Here is a 26318-nt window from a genome sequence, read left to right as displayed (position 1 = left end):
CGGGGTTGCACCTTTTTCCGGTCATTGTCCGGGGTAAGTGGTGCACGACTGTGACACTCGCGAAGGAAAGCGCAACGCCCGCGGTCAGCCGTGGAATTGCAGCCGATAACTTGTTCGGTGCGCGCCGCCCGCCGGCGGCGCAACCCGGCCACCGGCGGCCGGGAACTCAGCTCTCGGCGGCCGCCTGCTCCTGCTGCTTCCGCCAGCGGATGCCCGCCTCCAGGAAGCCGTCGATCTCGCCGTCGAGCACCGCCTGCGGGTTGCCCACCTCGTGCGTCGTGCGCAGGTCCTTGACCATCTGGTAGGGCTGCAGCACGTAGGACCGCATCTGGTTGCCCCACGAGCCGGCGCTGTCGCCCTTGAGCGCGTTCATCTTCGCCTGCTCCTCCTCCTTGCGCTTGGCGAGCAGGCGGGCCTGCAGCACGCGCATGGCGGCGGCGCGGTTCTGGATCTGCGACTTCTCGTTCTGGCAGGAGACGACGATGCCCGTCGGCAGGTGCGTGATACGGATCGCGGAGTCCGTGGTGTTGACGGACTGGCCGCCCGGCCCGGAGGAGCGGAAGACGTCGATCCGGATCTCGTTCTCCGGGATGTCGATGTGGTCGGTCTGCTCCACGACGGGCAGCACCTCGACGCCCGCGAACGACGTCTGGCGGCGGCCCTGGTTGTCGTACGGGGAGATGCGCACCATGCGGTGCGTCCCCTGCTCGACGGAGAGCGTGCCGTACGCGTACGGGGCCTTGACGGCGAAGGTCGTCGACTTGATGCCGGCCTCCTCCGCGTACGAGGTGTCCAGCACCTCCGTCGGATAGCCCTTGTGCTCGGCCCAGCGCAGATACATGCGCTGCAACTGCTCGGCGAAGTCCGCGGCGTCCACGCCGCCCGCCTCCGCGCGGATGTTGACCATCGCCTCGCGCTGGTCGTACTCGCCGGACAGCAGCGTGCGCACCTCCAGCTCCTCGACCGCGCGCCGCACCGAGGAGAGCTCGCCCTCGGCCTCGCGCTGCGTGTCCGCGTCGCCCTCGCTCTCGGCGAGCTCGAAGAGGACCTCGAGGTCGTCGATCCGCCCGCGCAGCTCCTCGGTCTTGCGCAACTGACCCTGGAGGAGGGAGAGCCGGCTGGTGACCTGCTGCGCGTTCTCCGGGTCGTCCCAGAGGGCGGGGGCCGCGGCCTCCTCTTCGAGCGCGGCGATGTCGGCCCTCAGCCTGTCGAGGTCGAGTACGGCCTCGATGGAGTCCATGCTGGAGCTGAGGGCCTTGAGCGATTCGGATACATCAGGTGCTGCCACCCCACCAGCGTACCGCTGCACACTCCGGTCGCAGGTGGCGCGTATCCGTGGACGTGCTACGGGTCGGACCGGCCCCCGTGCGCGGGGGCCTGCTCAGGGTTCCGAGGTGGTGGAGCGGTCGCCGCCGCCACCGCCGTTCCCGCCGTCGCCGCCGCCCGACGCGACCAGCCAGCCGCCCACGCCCGCGACGGCGACGACCGCCGCCGCCACCGTGAGCTTCAGCCTGCCCCTGCGCCCGAGGGGCGTGGGGGCACCCCCGTCGCGCCGCCTCGTGCCCGCGCGGGCGGCGCGGGCCGAGCCCGGCCGCGGCTGGCCGGCCAGCCGCGGTACGCGCGCGGTGCCGCGGGCGCCGCCGGCCAGCTCGTCCGCGCTGGGCATGCGCATGCTCGTGTGGGTGTCCCGGTTGGAGTCCGGCGCCGCGGACCGTACCAGCGGCACCGAGCCGCGCAGCGGCTGTCCGCCGGCGCCGGTCACGGTCGGCTCGCCGGCCGCGGCGAGGGCCCCCGCCGGGGCCGCCGCGCGGTCCGTGCCGAGCAGCATGGTGTCCGGCGACCGGCCGCCCGGGCCGTCCGCCCCGTCCGGCGACTCCTCGACGTCCAGCGGCGGCAGCCCCTCCAGGTCCGGCAGGATCTCGCGTAGCCGGGCGGCCAGCTCCACCGCGCGCAGCCGGGACGCCGGCGCCTTCGCGAGGCACTGCAGCAGCAGCTCCCACAGCTCGTCGGGGATGCCGGGCAGCGGCGCGACGGTCTCCGTCACGTGCCGGCGCAGCACGGCGCCGGGGTGGCCGCCGCCGAAGGGCGTGAAGCCGGCCAGCAGCTCGTACAGCACGGTGGCCAGGGCGTAGATGTCGACGGCGGCGCGCGCGGGCAGGCCCTCGACGATCTCGGGGGCGACGTAGTCGGGGGTGCCGATGACGCGGCGCTGGGTCGGCACCCGGGTGCCGGCGGCGGTGCCGCCGCGCCCGCGGGGCACGGCGGGGGGAGGCTGCACCGCGCGGCTGGGGGCGTCGATGAGCTTGGCCACCCCGAAGTCGGTGAGCAGCGCGGGCGGCGCACCGCCGGGGCCGGCGGGGGCGTCGGAGTCCAGCAGGACGTTCTCGGGCTTGACGTCCCGGTGGACGAGCCCCGCGGCGTGCGCGGCGGCGAGCGCCTCGGCCACGTCGGCGGCGATGGCGACGGCGGCCTGCGGCAGCAGCCGGCGCTCGCGCTCCAGCCGGGTGCGCAGGTCCGTGCCGCGGACGAGGTCCATGACGAGCGCCAGGTCGCGGCCGTCGACGACGAGGTCGCGGACGCCGACGACCCGCGGATGGTCCAGGCTCATCAGCGCGGTGCGCTCCCGCAGGAAGCGCTCGACCAGCTCCCGGTCCTCGGCCAGGTCCTCGCGGAGCAGCTTGATGGCGACCGGTCCCTCCGGGCCCTCGCCGAGCCACACCGTGCCCGCGCTGCCGCGTCCGATCACCTGATGGGCGGCGTATCGGCTGCCGATTCTGCGTGCCATGACGACAAAGCTACGCGGCGACGCGGACGTTGGGTGCCGGACCGGCGCGGAAACCCCCCGTGGGTGTCGACTTGTCGGCAAGCGCACAGGCCAGGGGGCGGTTTCGCGGGCCGGCGGGCCCGGCGGTCACTGACCCGCGCCGTCCGGCAGCCCGTCCTCGAGGTTGTTCAGATCGTTGACGCCGTCGTTGATGTTGTCCCTGGTCTTCTCGGCGTCGTCGGCGGCCTCGTTGAAGTCCGAGACCCAGTTCTTGAAGTCGGTGGCCCAGTCCGTGATCTGGTCCCAGAAGCCCTTGCCGTCCGCGATCCAGTCCTGGACCGGCGTCAGCTCCCAGACCAGCCACGAGCCGACGACCAATATGAGGATCGTGAACAGACAGCCCTTCAGGCAGCCGAGCCCCGGGATGCGCATCGGGTTCGCGCTGCGCCGCCGCTCGCGCGGGGGCTGCTGCGGCGGGGGCGCGGGCTGCTGCGGGCGGGGCTCGTAGCGCTGGGGCTGCGGCTCGCGGCGGGGCGGCGGGGCCGCGTACGCCTCGGGCGGCGGCTGCCGGCGCTGCACGCGCCGCGGCGGGCGGCGGCGCAGGGGGTCCTCGCTGGGGTCGAGGTAGCCGATCTGCTGGGTCTGCTCGCCGCGGTCCCGCGCGGCGCGCATCTGGGTCTCCCAGGGGTGCGGGCCCTCCGGCTGCGGCGGTCCGTCGGTGACGGGCATCACACGGGTGCCGTCCTCGGCTCCCGGGGCGCCCGGGCCGCCGGGGCCCTGCTGGCCGTGCGCGGCGGCGGCGCCCGCCGCGGCTCCCCCGGCACCGGCGGCGCCGGCGGGCAGGAAGCTGGTGGCCGCGTTCGGGTCGTACATCCCCTGCTGCCCGGGGGCGCCGCCGCTGCCCGCCGGGAGGATCTGCGTGGGGTCGGACGCGCCGACGCCCGTGCCCGGGACCTGCGCCGGATGCGGGTCGGCCGCCAGGAGCGCGGCGACGCCGAGGGCGGCGGTGGCCTGCTCCGGGCTGGCGCCGGCGACGATGCCGGCGGCCACGGTGCGCAGCCCGCGGGCCAGGTTCTCGGCGCTGGGGCGCTCATCGGGGTTCTTGCGCAGGCAGGACTGGACGACGGTCCACATGGGGTCCGGCAGGCCCGGCGGGCGCTGCGCCTCCTGGTTGAGGTGCTGGTGGAGCACCTCCAGGGCGGAGCTGCCGCCGAAGGGTGGCCGGCCGGTCAGCAGCTCGTAGAGCAGGATGCCGGCGCCGTAGACGTCCACGGCGGAGGTCTGCGGGCGGCCCTCGGCGGATTCGGGCGCCACGTACGCGGGCGTGCCGACGAACTCGTGGGTGCGGGTCAGGCCCGGGGAGTCCGCGAGCCGGGCGATGCCGAAGTCGGTGAGCATCGGGTGCATCCGGCCGGCCCCGTCGGGCCCGGGGCCGCCGGCGAGGAGCACGTTCGCGGGCTTGAGGTCGCGGTGGACGATGCCGTCGGCGTGGCTGGCGGCCAGCGCGTCCGCGATCTGGGCGGTGAGCAGGGCGGCGGCCACGGCCGTGAAGGGGCCGCTGTCGCGGAGGTAGCGGTGCAGGTCGGGGCCGTCGACGAGGTCCATGACGAGGGCCAGCAGATCGCCCTCGACGACGAGGTCGCGGGTGCGCACGATGTTCGGGTGGGTGAGGCGCAGCAGCGCGGAGCGCTCCCGCAGGAACCGCATCACCACGTCGGGGTCGCCCGCCAGCTCCTCCTTGAGGACCTTGATGGCGACCACCTCGCCCGGGCTGCCCGCCACGGCGGCTTCCGCCCCCGCCGTCTCGCGCTGGCGGCCACGCCACACGGTGCCCGTGGCGCCGCGCCCGAGCGGCTCTTCGAGGAGGTACTTGCTGCCTACCGGCCGCACGTCATGCGCTCCCTGGTCGTGATCGTTCCTGCCGGCCCGCGGACCGGTCGGTCCGTGCGCCATCTGCACCACTCTAGTGGCGTCACCGCAGCGTCCGCCGGGGTCGGTCCGGACCCGGGAGGCCATCCTCCCGGCCCGCCCCGGCACCCGGTCTTCCGGAAGGCGCCTCCCGTTTTCTTCCGCTGCCCTCCTGCGGCTCTTCCGCCGCCCTTCCGCCGCTCTTCCGGCGTCCCCTGCGGACGCGGTACCCGTTCGCGGCGCGCTCTCACCCGTGCCGTGCTGCCGTATCGCCCGTCCGCGGCCGTTTCGTGACGCCTGTGCGAAGGAAAGACGTCAGCTCCCCGGTCGTTGGTTGCCCCGCAGGGCTGACGAAGGTGTCAAGAGCGGTCCGTAACGGCAAATTCCGAGTCGAAGTCGGGGCAGGAAGCAGCCATACAAGATCCGCCAACACCGGTCCGGCAGCGGGCTGTCGGTGGGAGATGGGAATATGACCGCGGCCCTCGAATTCGGCCCTGCCCAGGGAAGGGAGCGGTGACCGGCATGCAGATCCGGCTGACCGTCCAGGCGACGCGCGGCGGCGGCGCCGCACGCGGCCGCGATGTGATCGTCACCGCACCTGCCGGCACGACACTGGGCGCCGTGGCCGGGGGCCTCCTCGACGCGGCGGCGGCCGCGGGCGGCGGCGGGGGCGCAGCGGGCGGCGCGGGGGGCGGCGCGGGCGTCCCCGTGTACGCGGGCCGGCGGCTCCTCGACCCGGACCGCACCCTGCTCGGCGAACCCCCGCTGGTGGACGGCGCGGTCCTGAGCCTCGGCGGCCCGGCGGACCCGGACCACGGCCGGCCCCCGGAGGCGGACGCGGCGGCGGTCACCAGCCTGCGGGTGGTCGCGGGCCCCGACGCGGGCGGAGTGCACCTGCTGCACGGCGGCCAGATCCGGATCGGCAGATCGGCGGACGCCGACGTCCCGCTGGACGACCCGGACGTCTCGCGGCTCCACTGCGCGCTGACGGTCGCGCCGGACGGCGGCGTCACGGTGGCGGACCTGGGCTCCACGAACGGCACGACGGTCGACGGCGTTCCGGTGGGCACGGCCCCGGTGCCGCTGCGGACGGACGCGGTGCTGCGGGTGGGGGAGACGGCGCTGCGGATCACGGAGCCGGCGGCGGGCGCGCGCGAGGCGGCGGTGCACGGGGGCGCGGGGTCCGGACGGGCGGACGGGGGCGGCGCGGGCCACGGCGGCGGACCGGGGCCGGGAGCGGCGCAGGACCCGGCGTGGGGCTCCGCGTCTGCGGAGCACAGCCGGGTCCCGGAGCAGCGCCGGCCGCAGGAGCCGGGGACGACGACGAGCGGCCTGGGCGGCGGCTGGCCGGCGGGCGGCGGCCCGGAGTACGGCGGCCCGGAGTACGGCGGCGCCGAGCCGGGCCGGGCGCACGAGGGCGACGGGGAGAGTGCGGCGTACGGCGGTGAGCGCGGGAGCGGACATCCGGATCAGCCCGGAGCCGGGCGGCGGGGCCCCGGCGCGGGCGCCGGGTACGGGCCCGTGGGAGCGGACCGTACGCACGGCGTTGGGACGCACGTCTTCGCCGAGGGCTCCGGCGCGGCGCGCGGCGACGGTGACGACGCGCGGGCGGCGCACGGCTCCGCCGCGACGGAGCCGGGAGACGGCGAGGGGCACGGCGCTCCCGGCCGGGGCGGGCCGGGCGGCGCCGCGCCGCGCCGGAGCGGTACGCCGACGCGGGGCACGGTCGTGCCGCCGGAGTTGCGCCCCCGGGGCGCCGCCGCGGGGACGGCCTCCGTACCGCAGCCGCCGCGCCGCGGGATCCGTGCCTGGGCCCGTCGGCTGGGCGGCCGGGAGGACGCCGCGGCGCTGGCCGCCGCCCCCTCCGCGGCGCGGCCGGGCGCCGCACGCGCCGGGACGGCCGAGCTGCACGAGCGGTACCCGGACGCCGCCGCCGTCCTGCTGGCGGCCCTGGCCGGCGAAGCCGCGTACCGGCCGGGTTTCGTCTCCGCCCCGGACGACGCCCCGGGCAACACCCCCGACGACGCCCCGGCGCACCATCCCGCGCACCCCGGCGACACCGCGGGCACCGCGCGGGCCGGCGGGCGGGGGCTCGTGTTCCGCCGCGGCAGTGAGCACGCCGACGCGCTCGTGGTGCGGCTCGGCACCGAGTTCAGGGCCGGCGGGGGTACGGCCCCCCTGACCGTCGGGCTGCGCCGGGCCGGGTCGCTCGCGCTCGCCGGGCCGCGCGCCCGCCTCGCCGGGCTCGCGCGGTCCGTCGTGGCCCAACTCGCCGCGCTGCACGGGCCCGACGTCCTCGAACTCGTGCTGGTCTCCGCCGACCCGGCCCGGCCGCACGAGTCGCGCGTCGAGGACTGGTCGTGGGCCGGCTGGCTCCCCCACGTGCGCCCGCGGCAGGGCCAGGACTGCCGGCTGCTGCTGGCATACGACCGGGAGCAGGCCGCCGCGCGCGTGGGCGAGTTGCAGCGGCGCCTGGAGCAACCGGTGCCGGGGCTGCGCAGCGTGGTCGTCGTCGACGGCGATCCGGGGACGGCCGCCGTCCGCGACGCCGTCGCCCGGCTGGCCGAGCACGGCCCCGCCGCCGGCGTGCACGTCGTCTGCCTCGCGGAGACCCCGCCCGCCACCCCCGCCTCGCCGTTGACCGCGACGTACGCCGCCGCCCGCGAGGCGGCGCCCGGCTTCGCCGCCTGCGGCGCGGTCGGGCTGCTCAGCGGTGACGTGGCCACCGGCCTGCGCCTCCTCCAGCGCCCGGCAGAGCCGGGCGCCCCCGGGACCGTAGCGCCGTCCGCGCGGGCGGAGCCGTCCGCGGAGTATCCGTACGCGGGCCGTGCCGCAGCCGACGACTCAGCCCATGACTCAGCCGGCGACCCAGCCCGCGACCCAGCCGCCGCCTCCTCCCCCGCCACCGCCTACGGCACCGGCCGCGCGCGCCTGCGCGGCGACGGCTTCGCGCCGTCGGCAGAACCCGGCGCGGCCGGCGGCTGGTTCGAGGTCGCCGCCTCCGGGCAGGGCGCCGCGGGGCCGGCCGGGACGGTCGACGCCGTGTCCGCCGCCTGGGCGGAGCGACTGGCCCGCGCGCTGGCCCCGTACGGCGAGCGCGAGGAGACCGACGACGCGCACCCCGCCCGCCGCGGCGCCCTCCCCGGGGCCGTACGCCTCCTGGACGAGCTCGGCCTCGCCCGCGCCACCCCCACCGCGCTGACCGCCCGCTGGCTGGAGTCCCGTTCGGGCGCCCCGCGCGTGGCCGCGGTGCTCGGCGCCGGTCCCGGCGGGCGGCTCCTGACCGACCTCGCCGCCGGGCCGCTGGCGGTCGAAGGCGCCGCGCGGGGCGGCAAGTCGGAGCTGCTGCGCTCCTTCGCCGCCGCGCTGGCGGCCGGGGAGCCGCCGGAGCGGCTGCAGTTGGTGCTGGTCGACGGCGCGGGGCGGGAGCGGGGCGACGCGCTGGGCGCGGCGGCGGACCTGCCGCACGTCTCGGGGTATCTGGTGGCCTCCGACCCGGTGCGGATGCGGGAGTTCGCGCAGGAGCTGGGGGCGGAGTTCAAGCGCCGGGCCGCGCGGTACGCCCCGGAGGGCGAGCCGGCGCCGCAGGGCCCGGCGATCCCGGGCCCCCGGGCGGCGGGCGACCCGCGGCCGGGGGGCGCGGCGGACGTACACGCCCCGCAGAGCAACACGCTGCGCCTGCGCCCCCGGTCCGCCGCCGAGGACGCACCGGGTACGGGACCCGGCGCGGGGACGGCGAGCGGTACGGGCGCACCGGCCGGGGCGGCATCGGGAACCGGGACGGGTGGCGGTCAGGGCGCGTCCCCGGGTGCTCGGGGCGGCGCCGAGCCGGAGTCCCGCGCCACCGCCGGGCGCCGTGCGGTCCCGCCCGCCGTCGTGCTGCTCGTCGACGACTACGACGCCCTCGTGGCCCCCGCCCTCGGCAGCCCCGCGCGCCCCGCCGCCGGGTCGGTCGTCCGCGTGGTCGAGGCCATCGCCCGCGACGGCGGCCCCCTCGGCATGCATCTCGTCACCGCCACCGCGCGGTCCGAGGCGACCGCCGCCACCGCCGCCGTCTCCGGCGCCGCGCACCACGTGGTGCTCGGCGGCGACGACGTGCCGCCCGGGCGCGGGCTGCTGTGCGCCGCCGGGGCGGAGCCCGTGCCGTTCCAGGCGGCCCGGGTCACCGGCCGGATCCCCCGGACGGCCACGGCCCGGCCCACGGTCGTACCGCTGGAGTGGGCCCGCATGGGCTCCCCTCCGACGAGCCGCCCCCTGCGGGAGCTCGGCAACGGCCCCACGGACCTCGCCCTCCTGGCCAGCGCCCTCCAGCGCGCCGCGGGCGCGCCCGCCGCCCAGCCGGACGACACCCGCACCCCGTCCCCGTAGCACCCGCGGCCTTGTCCGGACCGGCCCGCTCTCATCTCCGCACCACGGCCCCAGTCGGCAGGTACGTACCTTCCACCCTTCGTACGCGCCCACGGCCGCACGCACCTGCCCTCAACTTCCCACTCACACCATTCGCCCCACACGTCCCTCCAGCAACAACCTGCCATCCCACCCGTCTCCGCCGTCAACCCACCGCACCTGTCCTCCCTCCACGGGCCGAACTCTCTCCCCACCCTCCGCACCCGCACCCGTTGGTTCTTCAAGCCCCCTCCCACCAGCCGTTTTTGCGCCTTCCTCGGCTCCGGCCACCCCACGCCCGCCTTCACGTTCCGAACGCTTCCCCATCACGGACGGATCACGAAACGGCCGCTGAGGCGGTTTGCGTACGAAGCGCTATTGCGGGGCCGCCGGTCCGGGCGTAGGACATACCCCACAGCATTTCGCACCGGTAAAACGGCACAGACCTCGCGGGGCAGGTTTGTGCCGGAACGGGACAACCCCATCTGCCCCGCGTTTCCTGGGGAGGCTGGGATGCAGCAGGTGAGAGTCGTGCGGGCCGCGGTGGCGATCGTCGCCGCGGGCGCGCTCGCCGTGACCGCCGCCGGGTGCGGCGACGACGGCGACGACAACGGCGGTGACGGCGCGAACGTGGACAAGTCCGGTTCCAGCGTCAAGCTGCCGAAGCTGGACGGTGAGTCGCTGCGCGTCGGCGCCGTGTGGACGGGCCCGGAGCAGGAGAACTTCGAGAAGGTTCTCGACGGCTTCGAGGAGCAGACCGGCGCCTCGGTGGAGTACGTGCCGACCGGCGACAACGTCGCGTCCTTCGTCCGAACCCAGGTCGCGGGCGGCAAGCCGCCGGACGTCGTGTTCGCGCCGCAGGTGGGCGTGTTGCAGGAGTTCGTCAAGGAGGGCTGGGCGAAGCCGCTGAACGCCGCCGCGAAGAAGGAGCTCGGCAAGAACTTCTCGCAGGGCTGGCAGGATCTGGGCGCGGTGGACGGCGAGCAGTACGGCGTGTACTGCAAGGCCGCCAACAAGTCCCTGGTCTGGTACAACACCACGGCCTTCGAGAACGCGGGCGCCCAGGAGCCGGAGGACTGGCAGGGCTTCCTGGACACCGCGCAGCTCATCTCCGACTCCGGCGTGCCGCCGGTGGCGGTCGCCGGCGCGGACGGCTGGACGCTGACCGACTGGTTCGAGAACATCTACCTCTCGCAGGCGGGCCCGGAGAAGTACGACCAGCTCGCGGCGCACGAGATCCCGTGGACCGACGGGTCGGTGAAGGACGCGCTGACCACCCTCGGCGAACTGTTCGGCAACGACACGCTGATCGCGGGCGGCGCCAAGAAGGCGACGAAGATGGCGTTCCCGGACTCGGCGACCGCTCCGTTCGCCGACCTGGAGAACCCGGCCGCCGCCATGGTCTTCGAGGCCGACTTCGTGGGCGCGTTCGTCAACGAGACCGACGCGAAGGTCGGCGAGGACGCGAAGATCTTCCCGTTCCCCGCGGTCGGCCCGGACAAGCCGGTGGTCACCGGCGGCGACGCGGCCGTGACGCTGACCGGGTCCAAGGGCGCGCAGGCGCTGCTGACGTACCTGTCGTCCACCGAGGCGGCGGAGACGTGGGCGGAGCCGGGCGGCTTCATCTCGCCGAACATGAACATGGACGCGGCCACGTACCCGAACGACGTGCAGCGGGAGATCGCGCAGGCGCTCGTCGACGCCGGGGACGACTTCCGCTTCGACATGTCCGACCAGGCGCCCGCCGACTTCGGCGGCACCGCGGGCAAGGGCGAGTGGAAGGCGCTGCAGGACTTCCTGGCCGACCCGAAGGACGTCGAGGGCGCGCAGCAGGACCTCGAAAAGGCCGCGGCCGCGGCGTACAAGAGCTGACGGACGGAGCAGGGAGACCCTGATGTCGACCTCGTCGGCGGGGGGTGCGGCGGACTCCGCCGCACCCTCCCCCCTCGCCCCGCCGGGCCACGAGTCGCAGGAGACGCAGGAGAAGCGGAGCAGGCCGCCGAAGTCGGTGGTACGGACGAAGAGCTGGATCACGGTGGCGTTCCTGCTGCCGGCCGTGGTCCTGCTCGGCGCCCTGGTGCTGTATCCGATCGTGTACTCGGTCTACCGCAGCCTCTTCGACATCTCCGGCGACGAGTTCATCGGCCTGGACAACTACACTGAACTGTTCAGCGACGACCGCATCCGCACCGCGCTGCGCAACAACCTGATCTGGGTGCTCGTCGCGCCCGCGATCTGTACGGCACTGGGGCTGATCTTCGCCGTCCTCACCGAGAAGGTGCGGTGGGGCACGGCGTTCAAGATGGTCGTCTTCATGCCGATGGCGATCTCGATGCTGGCGGCGGGCGTCATCTTCAGCCTCGTCTACCAGAACGAGCCGGAGCGCGGCGCCGCGAACGCGGCGTGGACGACGATCCACGACACGTTCAGCGAAGGCGCGCCCTGGCCGGGCGCCCGCCCGCGCCCCAACGCCGATCTGAAAGGGCCGGACACGGGCCCGTTCACCAGCGACGCCACCGTCAGCGCCGGGCAGACGGCGCTGCTGCCGCTGGTCGCGGTGAAGCCGCAGGACGCGGCCGGCGAGGAGCCGGCGGCGCAGCCGCAGGCCGCCGGCGACGGCGTCAGCGGCACGGTGTGGCTGGACTTCAAGCCCGGCGGCGGCGAGCCCGACGTCGTCGACAGCGGTGAGAAGGCGCTGAAGGACATCAAGGTCGAGGCGGTCAAGGACGGCAAGGTCGTCGCCTCGGCCACGACGGCCTCCGACGGCACGTTCACGCTGCCGGCCGCGGCCGACGGCGCTCAGCTCCGGCTGCCCGCCTCGAACTTCGAGGAGGCGTACGGCGGCGTCGACTGGCTCGGCCCGTCGCTCGTCACGCCGGCGGTGATCGCCGCGTACGTGTGGATGTGGGCCGGCTTCGCGATGGTGCTGATCGCCGCGGGTCTGGCGTCGGTGCCGCGGGAGCTGATGGAGGCGGCGCGGGTCGACGGCGCGAACGAGTGGCAGGTGTTCCGGCGCATCACGGTGCCGGTGCTGGCGCCCGTGCTGGCCGTCGTGCTCGTCACGTTGATGATCAACGTGCTGAAGATCTTCGACCTCGTCTACATCATCGTGCCGAGCGCCCGGCTGGAGGACGGCAACGTGCTGGCCGTCGAGCTGTTCCAGCAGGCGTTCGCCGGCACCGAGCCCGACCTGGGCGTGGGCAGCGCGATCTCCGTCGTGCTGCTGCTCCTGGTCGTCCCCGTGATGATCTTCAATATCCGCCGTCTGCGAAAGGAGTCCGGCCGATGACCACCGCAGCAGCGGCGGAGACCGCACCGAAGCCGGAACCGCGGGAGGCGAAGACGGAGGCGCCGCCGAAGGAGTCGATCGCCTCCCGCATCGGGCGGTACGCGGGCGGTGGCGCGGTCCGGGCGTTCCTCATCATCGTGGCGTTCCTGTGGCTGACCCCGACGGTGGGGCTGCTGCTGTCTTCGTTCCGCGATCCGGCGGACATCGCGACGACCGGCTGGTGGAAGGTCTTCGGCGATCCGGGGCAGCTCACCACGGACACGTACGACGCGCTCTTCGGCAACGAAGACGTGATGGGCGCGCTGCCGACGACGATCTGGATCACCGTGCCGTCCACCGTGCTGGTGGTGGTCATCGGCGCGCTGGCGGGCTACGCCTTCGCGTGGATGGACTTCCCCGGCCGGGACTGGGTGTTCCTGGCGGTGGTGGGCCTGCTGGTGGTGCCGGTGCAGGTGGCGCTGATCCCGATCGCGTCGCTGTACAAGGACCTGAACCTGTTCCACACGATCACGGGCGTGGTGCTCTTCCACGTCGCGTTCGGGTTGCCGTTCGCCATCTTCCTACTGAGAAACTTCTTCGCGGAGATCCCTCGGGAGCTGCTGGAGGCGGCGCGCATCGACGGGGCGAGCGAGCTGCGGCTCTTCTTCCGCGTCGTGATGCCGCTGGGCGGGCCGGCGATCGCGGCGCTGAGCATCTTCCAGTTCCTGTGGGTGTGGAACGACATGCTGGTGGCCCTGGTCTTCGCGGACCCGGGCAAGCCGCCGCTGACGGTGGCGGTGCAGCAGCAGGCGCGGCAGTTCGACAGCAACATCGAGCTGATCGCGTCCGGCGCGTTCATCTCGATGGTCATCCCGCTCATCGTCTTCTTCGCCTTCCAGCGGCAGTTCGTGTCGGGTGTGATGGCGGGCGCGGTGAAGTAGGCACGCGGCGGCGCGCAGCCGCAGGCGAGACGGCCGCCCGGGGACATCACCCGGGCGGCCGTCCTGTCGTACGGCCGGGGGTGTGGCGCCGCGGCTACCGTGGCGGATACCAGAAAGAAGGACATTCCGACCAGCGGACCGTCCTTCCGCCGCCGCCCGCCCTGGGATGTGTCCGTGCCCCGGTTCAGCGTCATCGTCCCCGCGTACAGGGTCCACGCCTATCTCGACGAGTGTCTGGAGTCCGTGCTCGCGCAGTCCTTCGCGGACGTGGAGGTCATCGCGGTCGACGACCGCTCCCCCGACTTCTGCGGCGAGATCATCGACGCCGCCGCCGCCCGCGACCCGCGGCTGACCCCCGTCCACCTGAGCGCCAACGTCGGCCTCGGCCGCGCCCGCAACGCCGGCCTGGAGCGCGCCACCGGCGACTACGTCCTCTTCCTCGACGGCGACGACACCCTCGTCCCCGGCGCCCTCCAGGCCATCGCCGACCGGCTCGCCGCCACTGGCGACCCCGACGTCCTCGTCTACGACTACGCCCGCGCCTACTGGGACGGCCGCCACACCCGCAACGTACGCGCCGAGCTCCTGGCCGAACGCGGCCCGCAGGTCTTCACGCTGGCGGAGCGGCCGGAGCTGCTGCGGCTGCTGATGGTGGTGTGGAACAAGGCGTACCGGCGGGACTTCGTCGCCGCGCAGGGCCTCAGCTTCCCGCCCGGCTACTACGAGGACGCCCCGTGGACGTACCCCGCGCTGCTGTCCGCGGAGCGGATCGCGGTGCTGGACCGGGTGTGCGTGCACTACCGGCAGCGGCGGTCCGGCAACATCCTCGGCACGCCCGGGGAGCAGCACCTCGACGTCTTCGAGCAGTACGACCGGGTGTTCGCGTTCCTCGCCGAGCGGCGGCTGGAGCGGTGGCGGCCGGTGCTGTTCGTCCGGATGGTGGACCACCTGACGGCGATCTTCCACAGGGGCGAGCGGGTGCCGCGGCACAAGCGGGCGGAGTTCTTCCGGCGGGCGCGGGCGCAGTATCTGCGGTACGGAGCGGGGCCGGCGGCGCGGGCGGCGACGGGCGTACGGGCGGGCGGTGCGGTTCGGGCCCGGGACGGCGGCGCGGCCGGCGGTGCCGTGCGGGTCGCGCCCGGGGTACGGGTCCGGACGCGGCATCTGCTCGTACGGCTCGGCACCCGGCGGGCGTTCTCCTTCCTCGGCGCCGCCGGCCGCCTCCTCGCCCGTGTCCGCGACCTCGCCCGCCGCGCCGCCCGCCGCGCCCGCGCCGGCTGCGGCCGGCTCTACTACCGCCTCCAGCTCCGCCTGCCCCTCGACCCGCACCTGGCGGTCTTCGCCGCGTACTGGTACCGCGGCTACTCCTGCAACCCCGCCGCACTCGAAGCCAAGGCCCGCGAGCTGGTCCCCGGCCTCGCCACCGCCTGGATCGCCCGCCCCCGCTACGCGCACACCGTCCCGCCCGGCGTACGGGTGCTGCGCCCCGGCTCGCGCGCCTGCCACCGCGCCCTGGCGCGCGCCACGTACCTCGTCAACAACGTCAACTTCCCGCAGGACGTGGTCAAGCGGCGCGGCCAGGTCCACGTGCAGACCCACCACGGCACGCCGCTGAAGAAGATGGGCCTGGACCTCGCCGACCACCCGGCGGGCGCGGCGGGCATGGACTTCGCGGCGCTGATGACCCGCGTCGACCGCTGGGACTACAGCCTCTCCGCCAACCGCCACTCCACGCTGGTCTGGAGCCGCGCCTACCCGGCCGACCACACCACCCTGGAGTACGGCTACCCGCGCAACGACGCCCTCGCCGGCGCGCCCCTGCCGCACTCCGCGCGCGCCGAGTCGCGTGCGCGGCTCGGCATCCCGGAGGGCGCCACCGCCGTCCTGTACGCCCCCACCCACCGCGACTACCTGCCCGACCACGTCCCCCCGCTCGACCTCGGCGACCTCGCCCGCGCGCTGCGCGCCCGCGGCGCGCACGTCGTCGTGCTGGCCCGCGCGCACTACTTCCACGACGCCGCGCTCCCCGGCACCCCGCCGGCCGGCGTGCTCGACGTCACCGCGCACCCGTCGCTCACCGAGCTGTGCCTCGCCTCCGACGCGCTGCTCACGGACTACTCGTCCGTCATGTTCGACTACGCCCTGCTCGGCCGCCCCATCGTGATCCACGCCGCCGACTGGGAGGCGTACCGGGTGGCGCGCGGCACGTACTTCGACCTCACCGCCGGGCCGCCGGGCCTCGTCTGCCGCACCGCCGACGAGATCGCCGACGTGCTCGCCACCGGCGCCCACGCCGCCCCCGCCGCCGCGGCGCGGCTCGCGGAGTTCCGGCGGCGGTTCTGCCCGTACGACGACGGGCACGCCGCGGAGCGCGTGGTCCGCCACGTGTTCCTGGGCGAGGCCGGGTGCCCGCCGGTGGCGGGGCCCGGCGGCGTGGCGCGGGGCGTCCCGGGGGTGCTGCCGCGGCCGGCGGGGAGTGCGGTGGTGCGCAGCGAATGACCGGGACGCGGGAGCACGACGCGAAGAGTCAGGGGGCGCGGCGGGACCGGGGATGCCGGAGGCAGGGCGGGCGGAGGGAAGGAAGCAGGGCGTACGAACGCCGGAAGCTCGGAAGCCGGAGGTACGGATGACACAGACCCGCGGCGCGCGGCCCGCCGCCCCGCCGCCGGCGCGCCCCGCGACCGGAGTCGGCCGCCCCCGCTCCGCTCCGGCGCGGCCCGGCCCGTACCCCACGTACGCCGTGGACGCCAACGGCGGGAAGCCCGGGCAGCCCTGGCTCGTCCACCAGTACCGGCGCGCGGTGCCGCACCGGGTGCGCCGGCTCGTCGTCGCCGTGGCGAGCCCCGCCGCCCGGCACCGGGTGGAGCGCGCGCTCGGCGCCGTCTCCCGGCGGGTCCCCGCGCCGGGGCAGCGCGCGGCGCTGCGCGCCCTGCGCGCCACCGGCCAACTCGGCCGCCCCGACCGCCGGGTCGTCCACTACCGGGGCCAGACCCGGCTCGCCGTCGTACTGGGCTCCCCGACGCCGCTGGACGCCCGGAACGAGAACCTGCGCCTCGTCACCGCCGCCCTCGACGCCGCCGGCGTCGAGCACTTCGCCGTCCGCGGCTACGGCAGCGTCTCCACCGCCGTCGCCGTGCCCGCCTCCCTCCGCGCCCGCGCCGTCGCCGCCCTCACCGCCCTGTGCGCCGGACACCCCGGCTACGTCTGCCTGCCCGAACGCCGCAGGCGCCCCGAGCACCGGGTACGTCCGGCCGGCGACCCCGCGGCGTGGGAGGCGCTCGCGGGGGCGGCGGTCGTCCGGTTCACCTGCTACTACACGGACCGCGGCGGGCACACGCTGCTGGGCGCGGGCTACGGCTGCGACGTGGAGTTCTGGGCGGAGGAACCGGACGAGGAGAGCGGCCCGGGCGACGCGGGCCGGGGAGAGGCGGGCGAGGGCGGCGCGGGCCGGGGCGGCACGCGGCTCGTGGCGCCCCGCTTCAACCGCGTCGTGGAGTCCGTGCCGCACGACGGCGCGTACGTCACCGCGCCCGGCCGCCTCTTCACCCGCTTCGTACTCCCCGACTCCCTCGGCCGCGTCCCCGACGTCCGCAGCCGCCCCGAGATGACCGTCCCGCTCCCCGACGACCTGCCCTTCCCCGTCGACGCCGTCTACACCTGGGTCGACGGAAACGACCCCGCCTGGCGCCGCCGCCGCGCCGCCGCGGGCGGCGTCCCGTACCACGCCGAGGCCGCGAACGACGCCCGCTACCTCAACCGCGACGAGCTTCGCTACTCGCTCCGCTCACTGCACCTGTACGCCCCCTGGATCCGGCACGTCCACCTCGTCACCGACGACCAGGCCCCCGACTGGCTCGACACCGCCCACCCCCGCCTCACGGTCGTCGACCACCGCGACATCTTCACCGACCCGGGCGTCCTGCCGACGTTCAACTCCCACGCCATCGAAAGCCAGTTGCACCACATCGACGGCCTGGCAGAACACTTCCTCTACTTCAACGACGACGTCTTCCTCGGCGCCCCGCTGCTGCCCGACCGGTTCTTCCTGGCCAGCGGCATCACCCGGTACTTCCCGTCCCGCGCGCTGCTGCCCTCCGGGCCGCCCGACGCCGGCGACGTGCCGGTGTCGATCGCGGGAAAGAACAACAGGGCGCTGCTGCAGGAGAGGTTTGGCACGCACATCACGCAGAAGATGAAGCACACGCCGCACGCCCTGCGGCGCAGCACCCTGGCGGAGATCGAGGAGCGCTTCCCCGAGCGGCACCGGCAGACCGCGGCGAGCCGCTTCCGCAGCGCCACGGATCTGTCCATCCCGTCCGCGTTCCACCACTACTACGCGGCCCTCACCGGCCGCGCGGTGCCGGGGCAGATCCCGTACGACTACGTCGACCTCGCCCATCCCGACCTCGCCGCCCGCCTGCGGCGGCTGCTGCGCCGCCGCGACCGGAACGTCTTCTGCCTCAACGACACGCTCTCCGGCGCGGGCGACCTGGCCGGGCAGGTGGAGCTGGTGCGGCCGTTCCTGGAGGCGTACTTCCCCGTCCCCGGCCCGTTCGAGATCCCGTTGGAGAGGTGAGCAGGCCATGCCCCTGGCCGTCCGCACGCCGGTGCACCCGGCCGCGCCGCCCGGCGCCGCCGCGTACCCCCGCGCGATCAACGTGCTCAGCCGGAAGGAGACCGCGGTCCAGCGCCAGCTCCGCCGCGCGGGCCTCGCCGGCTACGAGCCGCTGACGCAGGCGACGCTGCTGACGCTCGCGCAGTACGCGCCGCCGCACGCGGCGGTCTACGACGTCGGCGCGCACATCGGGCTGTACGCGGCCCTCGTCGACCTCGTGCACGGCGCCAAGCGGCTGCAGACCGTCGCCTTCGAACCGACCCCGCGCACGGCCGCGCTGTGCCGCGCCCTGCGCGACGGCAACGGGCTGGGCTTCGACGTACGGCAGATGGCGCTCTCGGACCGCGGCCGCACCGCGGAGCTGTACCTGTCGCTGAAGGCGGAGAGCTCCAACTCCCTCAACGCCGCGCACCGCGCGCACACGGAGTCGGTGCGGGTGCCGGTCGGCACGGTCGACGGGTTCGCGCAGCGGCACGGCCACGCGCCGTTCCTGATCAAGATCGACGTCGAGACGCACGAGCCCGAAGTCCTCGCCGGCGCGCGCGGGGTGCTGCGCGAGCACCGGCCATGGATCGTCTGCGAGGTGCTGCCCGGCACGGACGCGGGCGCGATGGCGGCGGCGCTGGGCGAGCTGACGGATCTGGGGTACGGGCTGCATCTCATCCACCCGGAGACGCCGTGGCGCGCGCACGACGCGACGAGCTACGCGCCGCACGTCCAGGGGCAGTGCCGCGACTGGCTGTTCGCCCCGGAGCCGCTGACGGACGACTTCTACGCGACGCAGCGGGGATGGCTGCGGGCGGTGCTTGCGTGCGGCAGGGAGGAGAACGTCGTGGTGCCCCCGGGCGAGCCCTTCCCCCGCGGCTGGAACGCGCCGCACGCGGTGCCGCAGGGCCCGCCGGGGCCGCGGCCGGGGCTGGGGCCGGGGCTGGGGCCGGGGCTGGGGGGACGACTGCCGTGGACGTGGCGACAGGCGGTGGGACGGTGAGCGGGGACACCCCGGGCGGAGGTGCTTCCGAGGGTGCCTCAGCCGGAGGTGCCTCCGGCGGGGAGGTGCGCCGGGGCGCGGTGGAGTCGGCGGTACGAGCGGTGCCGGTACGCCGCGCGGCGCGGGCGGCGGTCGCGGCGGGCGGCGTGCTGCGCGCCAGGCTGAGGGGACGGGGCCCGCGCGTGCGGCGGACGCGGGGCGGAACGGACGCGCGGGACGGAGCGGGGCACGGACCGGCGGCGGTCGCCGGGTCGGGTACGGGGAGCGGACCTGCCGGCGCGGCGGGCCGGGCCACCGGCGCGGCGCGCGCGACGGGCGCCGCGGAGCCCCGCGGCACCGCCGCCGGCCGGCCGCGCGGCTCCCGCGCGCGCGGCGGCGGCGCCGCGGCTCCGCCGCCCGGTTGGCGGACGGGGGGTGCCGTGTGCGGGCTGCTGCTCCAGCTCTGCTGCGTCGCCTACGCCGCCCGCCATGTCTCCCCCGCCGACCTCGGCGCGTACGCCGTGGCCCTCACCGCCGTCCAGGTCCTCACCCTCCTCGCCGGCACCGGCATCGCCGCCTCCCTGCGCCGCGCCGAGCCGCTGACCCGGCCCACCGCCCACGCCGCGCTCCGCCTCGGCGCGCTCACCGGGATCGTCGGCTTCGCGGTCGCGCAACTCGCCGCCCCGCTGCCCGCCGCACTCCTGCACACCCCCGACACCACCTCCCTTCTCAGCCTCCTCGCCTGCACCTTCCTCTGCCGGCCCGCCGCCGACGCGGCCGTCGCCGCCCTCCATCTCGCCGGCCGCCCCGGCGCCGCCGTACTGACGGACACCGGCGGCCAGGCGGCCGGCGCCGCGACCGGCATCCTTCTGCTCGGCGGCGGCGCCAACCCCCTCGGGCTGGCCGCCATGGCGCCGGTCTGCGCCGCGGTGACGCTCGGCGCCGCGGCGCTGCTCCTGTCCCGTACACCGCTGCCGGACGGGGCTCCGGTCCAGGCCGCGGGGCTGATCCGGTTCTCGTGGTTCGCGGCCGGGTACGGGCTGCTGCGGCTCGTCGCCGCGGGCGCACCGCTGTGGGCGGTGTGCCGTCTGCTGGGTCCGGGCACGGCGGGGGTCTACGCGCGCGCCGCGGCGCTGTGCGAGGTGCCGGTGGGCGTCTACGGCAGGGTGCTGAACCGGGCGTCGGGCGCGGGCCGCGACGCGTACGGGGAGCACGGCCTGGACCTCGGCCCGGCCCCGGGGCGACGCGGCGGGCCCGGCGGTGACCCGGGCGACGACGGGGAGCCGGGCCCCGGCCGGGGACCCGGCCGGCGGCGGGTGCCGGGAGACCGCCCCCCGCCCGGCCGCACGCCCGGTCGCACTGCCGGTCGCACTGCCGGTCGCACCGCCGGCCGCACCCGCCGCGTCGACGCCCCCGCCGCCCGCCTTGCCGTCACCGCTGCCTCCGCCGCCGCCTTCGCCGGGTTCGGCGCCGCCGCCGGCTTGGGGCCCGCCGCGCTGGCGCTGCTCCTCGGCCCCGGCTGGGAGTCCGCGACGGCGCTCGTGCCGTGGCTCTGCGCCGTGGCGGCGCTGCAACTCGTCTACTCCGCCGGCTGCTCCCTCGACCTCGCCCGCGGCCGGCGCCGCGAACTCCTCGGCACGCACCTGGTCGTGCTCCTCGCCACCGCCGCCGCCCTCGCCCTCGTGTTCCCGTGGCGCGGCTCCGGCCACGCCCTGCCGCTGCTGGCCTGCGCCGCCGCCGCGGGCCCGGCCGCGGGGCACGCGCTGCAACTTGTGCGGTGGGGGCGGTGCGGGCTGGTGCGGGTGCGGGAGGTGCTGCGGGGGCACGCGGTGCACGCCGTCATCGGGGCGGCGGCCGGGACTCTGGCGACGCTGGCGGGTTCGGCGGCGAAGGAAGCGGGCCCCGCGTTCCTCTACGGTCTGCTGGGGCTCGCGCCCGTGGTCCTGCTGTGCTCGGCGCTGCACGAGCAGTTGCCGCTCTCCGCGGCGCTCACCGGCCACCGCACGCCCCCGCCGGCGGCACCGCGCCCCCCGCGGGCCACCCGCGCTCCCGCCCCGCGCGGCGCACCGCACACCCCGGTGGCGTAGCGCCGCGTGCGGCCGGGCTGCGCCGCTACCGCCCGCGCGCCACCGGCACGCGGTGCCGTGCCGCCCGCTCCGCCCGTACCGCCGCCGGGACCGCGACCAGCTCCGCGCACAGCTCCTCCCATCCCCGCGTCACCGCCTCCGCCGCGAACCGCCCCGTCCCCGCGCGGGCGCCGGCGCCCAGCCGGTGCAGCAGTTCCGCGTCGTCCGCCATCAGCCGGGCCATCGCGCCCGCCAGCGCCGCCCCGTCGCCCGGCGGGACCAGCAGGCCGTCGATCCCGTCCCGGACGACCTCCGCCGGGCCGCCGGCCCCGTCGTACGCCACCGCCGGCACCCCGGCCGCGTACGCCTCCAGCACCTCGCCGCACGTCGACGGCAGCACGGCGAAGCTCGCCTTCGCCCACTCCTGCGCCATGTGCGGGCTCAAACCCAGCAGTTCCACCCGCTCGTACAGCGCCAGCTCCGCCACCTGCCGGCGCAGCCGCGGCAGCTCCGGGCCGTCCCCGAACACCCGCAGCCGCCAGCCGGGGGCGTCCGCGGACGCCGACGCGAACGCCGTGACCGCGTGGCCCGCCCGCGTCAGCGGGCCCGCGACCACCGCCGTCCGCGTCGTACGCGACGAGCGTGGCCGGAAGCCGGCCGGCGCCGGGTACGGGATCGCCGCCAGCCGCGGCACCGCCGCCGGACCCCGCAACCCCGCGCCCAGCGCCTCCGCCAGCCGCCGCCGCGCACCCTCCGTCCGTACCACCACCGCGTCGCACTCCCCCACCCGCGCCGGCCACGCACCGTCCCCCGCGCCGTGCTCCTCGTGGATCCGCACCACCCCCGCGGGGGCGTGGTCCGCGGCGGGCCCCGGCAGCGCGGGCGAGGCCGTGACGAGGACGTCGGCGTCGAGGGTGCGCAGGGCGAGGGTGAGTTCGGTGTCGGTGAGCGCGTCGAAGTCCGGTTCCAGGATGGGGTCGACGAGCGCGCCGGGGACGGCGGCGAGCTGCTGCCGGGCGCGGTCGGTGAGGGCGGTGGGCCGCAGCGGTACGGGGACGGGGCCGGTGCGGTCGACGAGGTGGCGCAGCGGGACGCCGGCGTCGAGCGCCGGGGCCGGCCGGTCTCGGGTGCGGAAGACGCTGACGACCTCGACGTCGTGGCGTGCGGCGAGGTGGCCGGCGCGGGTGAGGACGGCCCGGGAGGCGTCGCCCGGCTCGTCGGCACGGGCGAGCAGGAAGACGATCCTCACGCGCGTACGCCCTCCCTGCGCGCCCCCGCGCGCTCGTAGGGCGACGGCACCGGGAAGTACCCCTCCAGAAACGCCTGGACGCCCCGCGGAAGTTTGCCGTCGAGGCCGAGACAGAAGACGTCGGTGTCGCGGCGGGCGAACAGTCTGTCGAGCCGCCGCGGCTCATGGCCGCCCGCGGCCTCGGCGCGCAGCGGGCCCGAACAGCGCCCGGCGGGAAGCGTGCGGCCGAGGAACACGTCGTCGGCGAGGGGGAGGACGCGGGCGGAGAGGCCGTCGCGGGGGTGGCGCCGGCCGACGAGGGTGAGGCCGGGGCGGTCGGTGTCCAGCCAGGGCGGCGGGGTTTCGGCGACGACGTGGATGTGGCGTACCCAGGGCGCGAACATCGCCAGGGAGCGGAGCGAGTAGCGCAGCGCCGGGCCGGTGCGCGTGTAGACGGCGTGCACGGGCGGCCGGGGGTCGGCGACGAACGCGCCCAGGGTGGGGAACGCCCGGTCCTGGACGTACGACACGGCGGTCGGCGTGAGCGACGGCAGGGTGGGGCCGAGCTCGGTGGGAGCGCGCGGGGTGGCGTACGCGCCGCCGCGCCGACGGCGGTGCCAGAACTCGATGTCGCAGCCGTGGCCGGAGCCGTAGCGGACGGTGCGGCCGGAGGTGACGTACGGGCGGTAGAGGCGGAGCGCCGGTGGTGCGGCGGTGGCGGTGAGCAGTTCGGCGGGGACCGGGACCGCCTCGGCTGCGTCGTGGGAGTGGAGGGGCACGGCGTAGACGGCCTGGCCGGGGTACGCGCCGGCCAGCGCGCGGCAGGTGCGCGAGCGCAGGCCGGCGTCCACGGCGAGCCGGTGGCGGGGAGCGTCGTCGTCGGTGCCCTGGGACGCGTCGGCGCCTTCGGAGGCGTCGCCCAGCAGGAGGTACGGGACGTCGGCGGCCTCCAGCGCGTCGGCGGCGAGGCGGAGGTTGGCGGCGTACGCGTCGGCGGCGAGGAGATCGTCCCGTACCTCGGCCACCTGCCCGTCCGCCCACACGAGCCGGCGGGTGCCGCCGCTCCCCGAAGCCCGTACCGCCTTCTCCCACCGCCGCAGCTCCGCCGCCCCGGGCGCGGAGTGGGGCGGCAGGGAGCGGGGCTCGGCGGCGGGGGCGGTGGCGGCGCGGTGGAAGGCGGCGCGGTCGGCGCGGTCGCGCTGGCGACGGGGTTCGTCGTCGCGGAGCGCGGCCAGCTCGGTCAGGAGTGCGTGCCACCTGCCGGCGGCGCGCGCGTCGTCGGGGACGGCCGCGATCCGCGGCGCCGCCGGGCCCAACTGCGCCTCGCACGCCGCCCGGTCGGCCTCGGTCGGCACGACGAGCGCGTCCAGCTCGGGCGCGCCGGGCGGCGGCGGGTGGCCGGGCCGGGGGGCGCGGTGGACGGTGAGGGTGCGGGCGGGGGCGAAGGTGCAGGCGGCGGGGACGAGGCCGGGGTCGGCGGTGACGAGCACGTCGGCGTCGAGGCTGCGCAGGGCGGCGGGATCCGGTCCGGCGGCGAACTCCACGTCGTGGTACGCCGCGAGGGCCCGCGCGGCGCTGTCGTACGCGGCGGCCGCGGACGGTGCGGCGGCGGGCCCCGCCAGGAACGTGATCCTCACCGGACGTCCCCCACGACCTCGGTGACGAGGATCAGCCGGCCGGCGGGGGTGTAGCCCGGGGCGGTCCGGACGACGGCGCCGGAGTCGGCGACGAGCAGACGGTTCGGGAGCCGGTGTACGCGCCCGGGGTCGACGACGTCGCCGAGCAACCGCCCGCCCGGCAGCGCGCACCCCCCGGCCCGTACCCGCAGGTCCCAGGTCCGTTCCCCGCTCCACTCCGCCAGCTTCGCCAGTTCCCGGCCCGCCACCGCCGCCACGAACCTCCCGCCCCCGCACTCCGTCGTCCCCAGCCGGCACACCGTCCCGCCCTCCCCGCGCATCACCAGCTCAGCCACGAGCCCCTCGTCGGAGGGCGGCCCGGGGGCCGGGGCGGCGGGCGCGGCACCGCGCAGGACGGCGGCGAGCACGCCGCCCGGCGACCCGCCGCGGGGCGCCACGACGCCCGGCCGCGCCAGGCCCACGACCCGCCCGTGGATGGCCAGTTCCGTCCAACCCACCTCGACCCGGTCCACCTCGGCGTGCGGCGGCAGCCGCTCCGCCCGCAGTACGGCGGGGCAGCCGGCCGCGGGCGACGTGACGGTGACACGCCAACCGTCCGGATGCGGCGGATCCGGTCGCGTGGGGCCCGTCCCCGGCCCCGCCGCCGCGCCGACGGCCTCCCCGACGGCCGGGACGGCGGCCAGCCCGTACCCACGGCGCCGCCGCCGGCCGGCCGCCCACTCCACGCGCAACTCCCGCGCCTCCCCCTCCTCCACCGCGATCACCTCCAGCCCGTGCCCGGCCCCCGCCGCCCCGCGCCGCCCCCGCCCCGCCCCGCACGCCACCGGCTCCACCACGTACGTGCCGAACGCCCGCTCCCCCGCCACCTCCAGCCGCAGCGCCCGGTCACCCGCCCGCAGCCACGCCGCCGTACGGCCGGCCCCGGCCTCCGGCAGCCGCACGCACACGTTCAGCGTCCGCCCGTCGAGCAGCGTCAGGTGCTCGGCCGCCACGCTTCCCGCCACCGCCCTCATCCCGGCAGCTCGTACGCGCTCGGCACGGGGAAGTACGCCTCCAGGAACGCCCCCAGCAGCCCCGGCGTCCCCGAGCCCCGGACCCGGATCACCCTCCGGTCCCGCGCCGCCAGCAGCCCGCGCAGCGCGGCGTCCGCGCCGGTCGCGGCCAGGTCCACGTCCGCCTGGCGCAGCGTCGCCGCGGCGGCGCGGCCCGTGGCGGCGGCGTAGTGCCGGTAGAGCGACGACGGGATCGCCAGGTCGTGGCGGTGCGGGAGGCGGTGGGCGGCGGTGGCCGTGTGCCGGTCGCCGAACTCGCGCTCGATCTCGCACAGCACGCTGCGCCGCAGCGGGTGCGGAGCGTGCGGCAGCGGCTCCTCTTCGGGCGAGACGAAGAACCGGGTACGGCCGTTGGCCAGGAAGAAGTGCTCGGGGACGGTCTCGGTGCCGAGGAAGAGGCGGTCGCCGAAGTACAGGAAGTGCTCGGCCAGCCCGTCGATGTGGTGCAGTTGGCTCTCGACGGCGCGCGGGTTGACCGTCGGCAGCGCAGTCGGGTCGGCGAAGACCTCGCGGTGCCCGACGACGTTCAGCCCCGGGTGGGCGGTGTCCAGCCACGGCGGTACGCCGTCGTCGGTGAGGAGGTGGACGCGGCGGATCCAGGGCGCGTAGGTGGCGAGGGAGCGCAGCGCGTGGCGCAGTTCGGGGTCGGTCCAGGTGTAGACGGCGTCGATCGCGTACGTGACGTCGTCGGGCAGCGGGTGCGCGAACTCCTCGCGGGTACGCAGCGTGAGCCGGCCGCAGCCCCAGGAACCGCGGTCGGTCATCCTCACCGTGGTGACGCCGGCCGGAACGCTGTCGGCGACGCGGCCGGGGCGCGGCGCACGGAGCCGGTCGCCGGTGGCGTCCCGGTGCCAGAACTCGACCTCGCAGCCGGAGTCGGCGCCGACGACCACCCGGCGGCCCGGCTCGGTGCGGAACCAGGTGAGGCGCAGCACGTCGGCCTTCTCCAACTGCTGCCAGACGCCCGGTTCGTAGCCGGGCACGAGCCGCGCGTACTCACCGGCGGCACCCGCACCCGCACCCGGACCCGCCACCACCGTCACGTACGCCGGCTGCACCCGGCACAGCCGCGCCAGCGCCCGGCCCGCCCGGCGGCGGTGGGCCGCGGGCACGGCGACGACCGAGGGGCCGCACGCGCGGCCCCGCACCGCGAAGTACGGGACGCCCGCGGTCCGCAGCGCCCGGGTGACCGCGAGCACGCCGACGCGGCGGGCCTGCACCGGGGAGAGCGCCCGCTGCAGGTGCGCGATGCGCGGCCGGCCGTCGACGGTGACGACGACGCGGCCGGGGGCCTCGGTGGCGGCCTGCTCGCGGCGGGCCCGGAGGGCGGCGCGGAGCCGGTCGGCGTGGTGCGGGGCGGTGAGGACGGCGAGGTGGCGGCGGACGGCGCGGGGGAGCGCACGGCGGTACGCGGCGACGACGGACGCCGTACCGGGGCCGACGCGCGGCGGTCGCTGGTCCGTGGCTGTCTGCCCCATGCGGGACA

General features: G+C 76.6%; 15 protein-coding genes. 8 read left to right on the top strand and 7 right to left on the bottom strand.

Annotated features, from left to right (window positions below):
* Positions 1–166 precede the first annotated feature (166 nt).
* From prfB to O7599_RS25880, 3 genes are all read right to left on the bottom strand, one after another.
* Positions 167–1288: a peptide chain release factor 2 gene (prfB, locus tag O7599_RS25890; protein WP_281618015.1), complete on the bottom strand. Its 1122-nt coding sequence runs from the start codon at positions 1286–1288 to the stop codon at positions 167–169.
* A 93-nt stretch (positions 1289–1381) separates the two neighbouring features.
* Entirely contained in the window at positions 1382–2785 is a 1404-nt protein-coding gene (locus O7599_RS25885; protein ID WP_281618014.1) for a serine/threonine-protein kinase, read from the bottom strand.
* 126 nt (positions 2786–2911) lie between these two features.
* Positions 2912–4654: a serine/threonine-protein kinase gene (locus O7599_RS25880; protein ID WP_281618013.1), complete on the bottom strand. Its 1743-nt coding sequence runs from the start codon at positions 4652–4654 to the stop codon at positions 2912–2914.
* A gap of 540 nt (positions 4655–5194) precedes the next feature.
* Between O7599_RS25880 and O7599_RS25875 the strand changes: the two genes are divergently transcribed.
* The 8 genes from O7599_RS25875 to O7599_RS25840 all read left to right on the top strand — a co-directional run bounded on the left by O7599_RS25875 (position 5195) and on the right by O7599_RS25840 (position 20936).
* Positions 5195–9040, top strand: coding sequence for an FHA domain-containing protein (locus O7599_RS25875; RefSeq protein ID WP_281623510.1), 3846 nt, complete (start codon positions 5195–5197; stop codon positions 9038–9040).
* Positions 9041–9571: 531 nt separating this feature from the next.
* Positions 9572–10930, top strand: a complete 1359-nt coding sequence (locus O7599_RS25870; RefSeq protein WP_281618012.1) for an ABC transporter substrate-binding protein — start codon at positions 9572–9574, stop codon at positions 10928–10930.
* A 22-nt stretch (positions 10931–10952) separates the two neighbouring features.
* Positions 10953–12347 carry a sugar ABC transporter permease gene (locus O7599_RS25865; RefSeq protein WP_281618011.1) on the top strand — a complete coding sequence of 465 codons (1395 nt, stop codon included), beginning with the start codon at positions 10953–10955 and terminating at the stop codon, positions 12345–12347.
* Positions 12344–13267, top strand: a complete 924-nt coding sequence (locus O7599_RS25860; protein WP_281618010.1) for a carbohydrate ABC transporter permease — start codon at positions 12344–12346, stop codon at positions 13265–13267. The genes O7599_RS25865 and O7599_RS25860 overlap by 4 nt, the downstream gene beginning before the upstream one ends.
* A 168-nt stretch (positions 13268–13435) precedes the next feature.
* Complete coding sequence (locus tag O7599_RS25855) at positions 13436–15766, top strand: bifunctional glycosyltransferase/CDP-glycerol:glycerophosphate glycerophosphotransferase (protein ID WP_281623509.1); 2331 nt, start codon at positions 13436–13438, stop codon at positions 15764–15766.
* Positions 15767–15893: 127 nt separating this feature from the next.
* Positions 15894–17843, top strand: a complete 1950-nt coding sequence (locus tag O7599_RS25850; protein WP_281618009.1) for a stealth family protein — start codon at positions 15894–15896, stop codon at positions 17841–17843.
* A gap of 7 nt (positions 17844–17850) precedes the next feature.
* A complete protein-coding gene (locus tag O7599_RS25845) occupies positions 17851–18870 on the top strand; it encodes an FkbM family methyltransferase (protein ID WP_281618008.1) in 1020 nt (339 codons plus the stop codon).
* Complete coding sequence (locus O7599_RS25840) at positions 18867–20936, top strand: oligosaccharide flippase family protein (RefSeq protein ID WP_281618007.1); 2070 nt, start codon at positions 18867–18869, stop codon at positions 20934–20936. Before O7599_RS25845 ends, O7599_RS25840 begins: the two co-directional genes overlap by 4 nt.
* Before the next feature lie 25 nt (positions 20937–20961).
* On the opposite strand, the gene O7599_RS25835 is transcribed toward O7599_RS25840, so the two are convergent.
* From O7599_RS25835 to O7599_RS25820, 4 genes are read right to left on the bottom strand one after another with little or no spacing between them, the layout of a single operon-like run.
* Entirely contained in the window at positions 20962–22164 is a 1203-nt protein-coding gene (locus O7599_RS25835; RefSeq protein WP_281618006.1) for a glycosyltransferase, read from the bottom strand.
* The gene (locus O7599_RS25830) at positions 22161–23780 is read right to left on the bottom strand and encodes a hypothetical protein (RefSeq protein WP_281618005.1); all 1620 of its coding nucleotides are present in this window, start codon (positions 23778–23780) and stop codon (positions 22161–22163) included. Before O7599_RS25830 ends, O7599_RS25835 begins: the two co-directional genes overlap by 4 nt.
* Positions 23777–24793, bottom strand: coding sequence for a hypothetical protein (locus O7599_RS25825; protein ID WP_281618004.1), 1017 nt, complete (start codon positions 24791–24793; stop codon positions 23777–23779). The genes O7599_RS25830 and O7599_RS25825 overlap by 4 nt, the downstream gene beginning before the upstream one ends.
* Positions 24790–26310 carry a stealth conserved region 3 domain-containing protein gene (locus O7599_RS25820; RefSeq protein ID WP_281618003.1) on the bottom strand — a complete coding sequence of 507 codons (1521 nt, stop codon included), beginning with the start codon at positions 26308–26310 and terminating at the stop codon, positions 24790–24792. Before O7599_RS25820 ends, O7599_RS25825 begins: the two co-directional genes overlap by 4 nt.
* Positions 26311–26318: the final 8 nt, after the last annotated feature.

The sequence above is a fragment of the Streptomyces sp. WMMC500 genome (assembly GCF_027497195.1).
Taxonomy (GTDB): Bacteria; Actinomycetota; Actinomycetes; order Streptomycetales; family Streptomycetaceae; genus Streptomyces.
This window is presented reverse-complemented; position numbering and strand designations above follow the sequence as displayed.

Coding starts and splice junctions, on each gene's coding strand:
- O7599_RS25885 (WP_281618014.1), bottom strand. CDS start 2,785: ATGGCACGCAGAATCGGCAGCCGATACGCCGCCCATCAGGTGATCGGA.
- O7599_RS25875 (WP_281623510.1), top strand. CDS start 5,195: ATGCAGATCCGGCTGACCGTCCAGGCGACGCGCGGCGGCGGCGCCGCA.
- O7599_RS25870 (WP_281618012.1), top strand. CDS start 9,572: ATGCAGCAGGTGAGAGTCGTGCGGGCCGCGGTGGCGATCGTCGCCGCG.
- O7599_RS25865 (WP_281618011.1), top strand. CDS start 10,953: ATGTCGACCTCGTCGGCGGGGGGTGCGGCGGACTCCGCCGCACCCTCC.
- O7599_RS25860 (WP_281618010.1), top strand. CDS start 12,344: ATGACCACCGCAGCAGCGGCGGAGACCGCACCGAAGCCGGAACCGCGG.
- O7599_RS25850 (WP_281618009.1), top strand. CDS start 15,894: ATGACACAGACCCGCGGCGCGCGGCCCGCCGCCCCGCCGCCGGCGCGC.
- O7599_RS25845 (WP_281618008.1), top strand. CDS start 17,851: ATGCCCCTGGCCGTCCGCACGCCGGTGCACCCGGCCGCGCCGCCCGGC.
- O7599_RS25825 (WP_281618004.1), bottom strand. CDS start 24,793: ATGAGGGCGGTGGCGGGAAGCGTGGCGGCCGAGCACCTGACGCTGCTC.
- O7599_RS25820 (WP_281618003.1), bottom strand. CDS start 26,310: ATGGGGCAGACAGCCACGGACCAGCGACCGCCGCGCGTCGGCCCCGGT.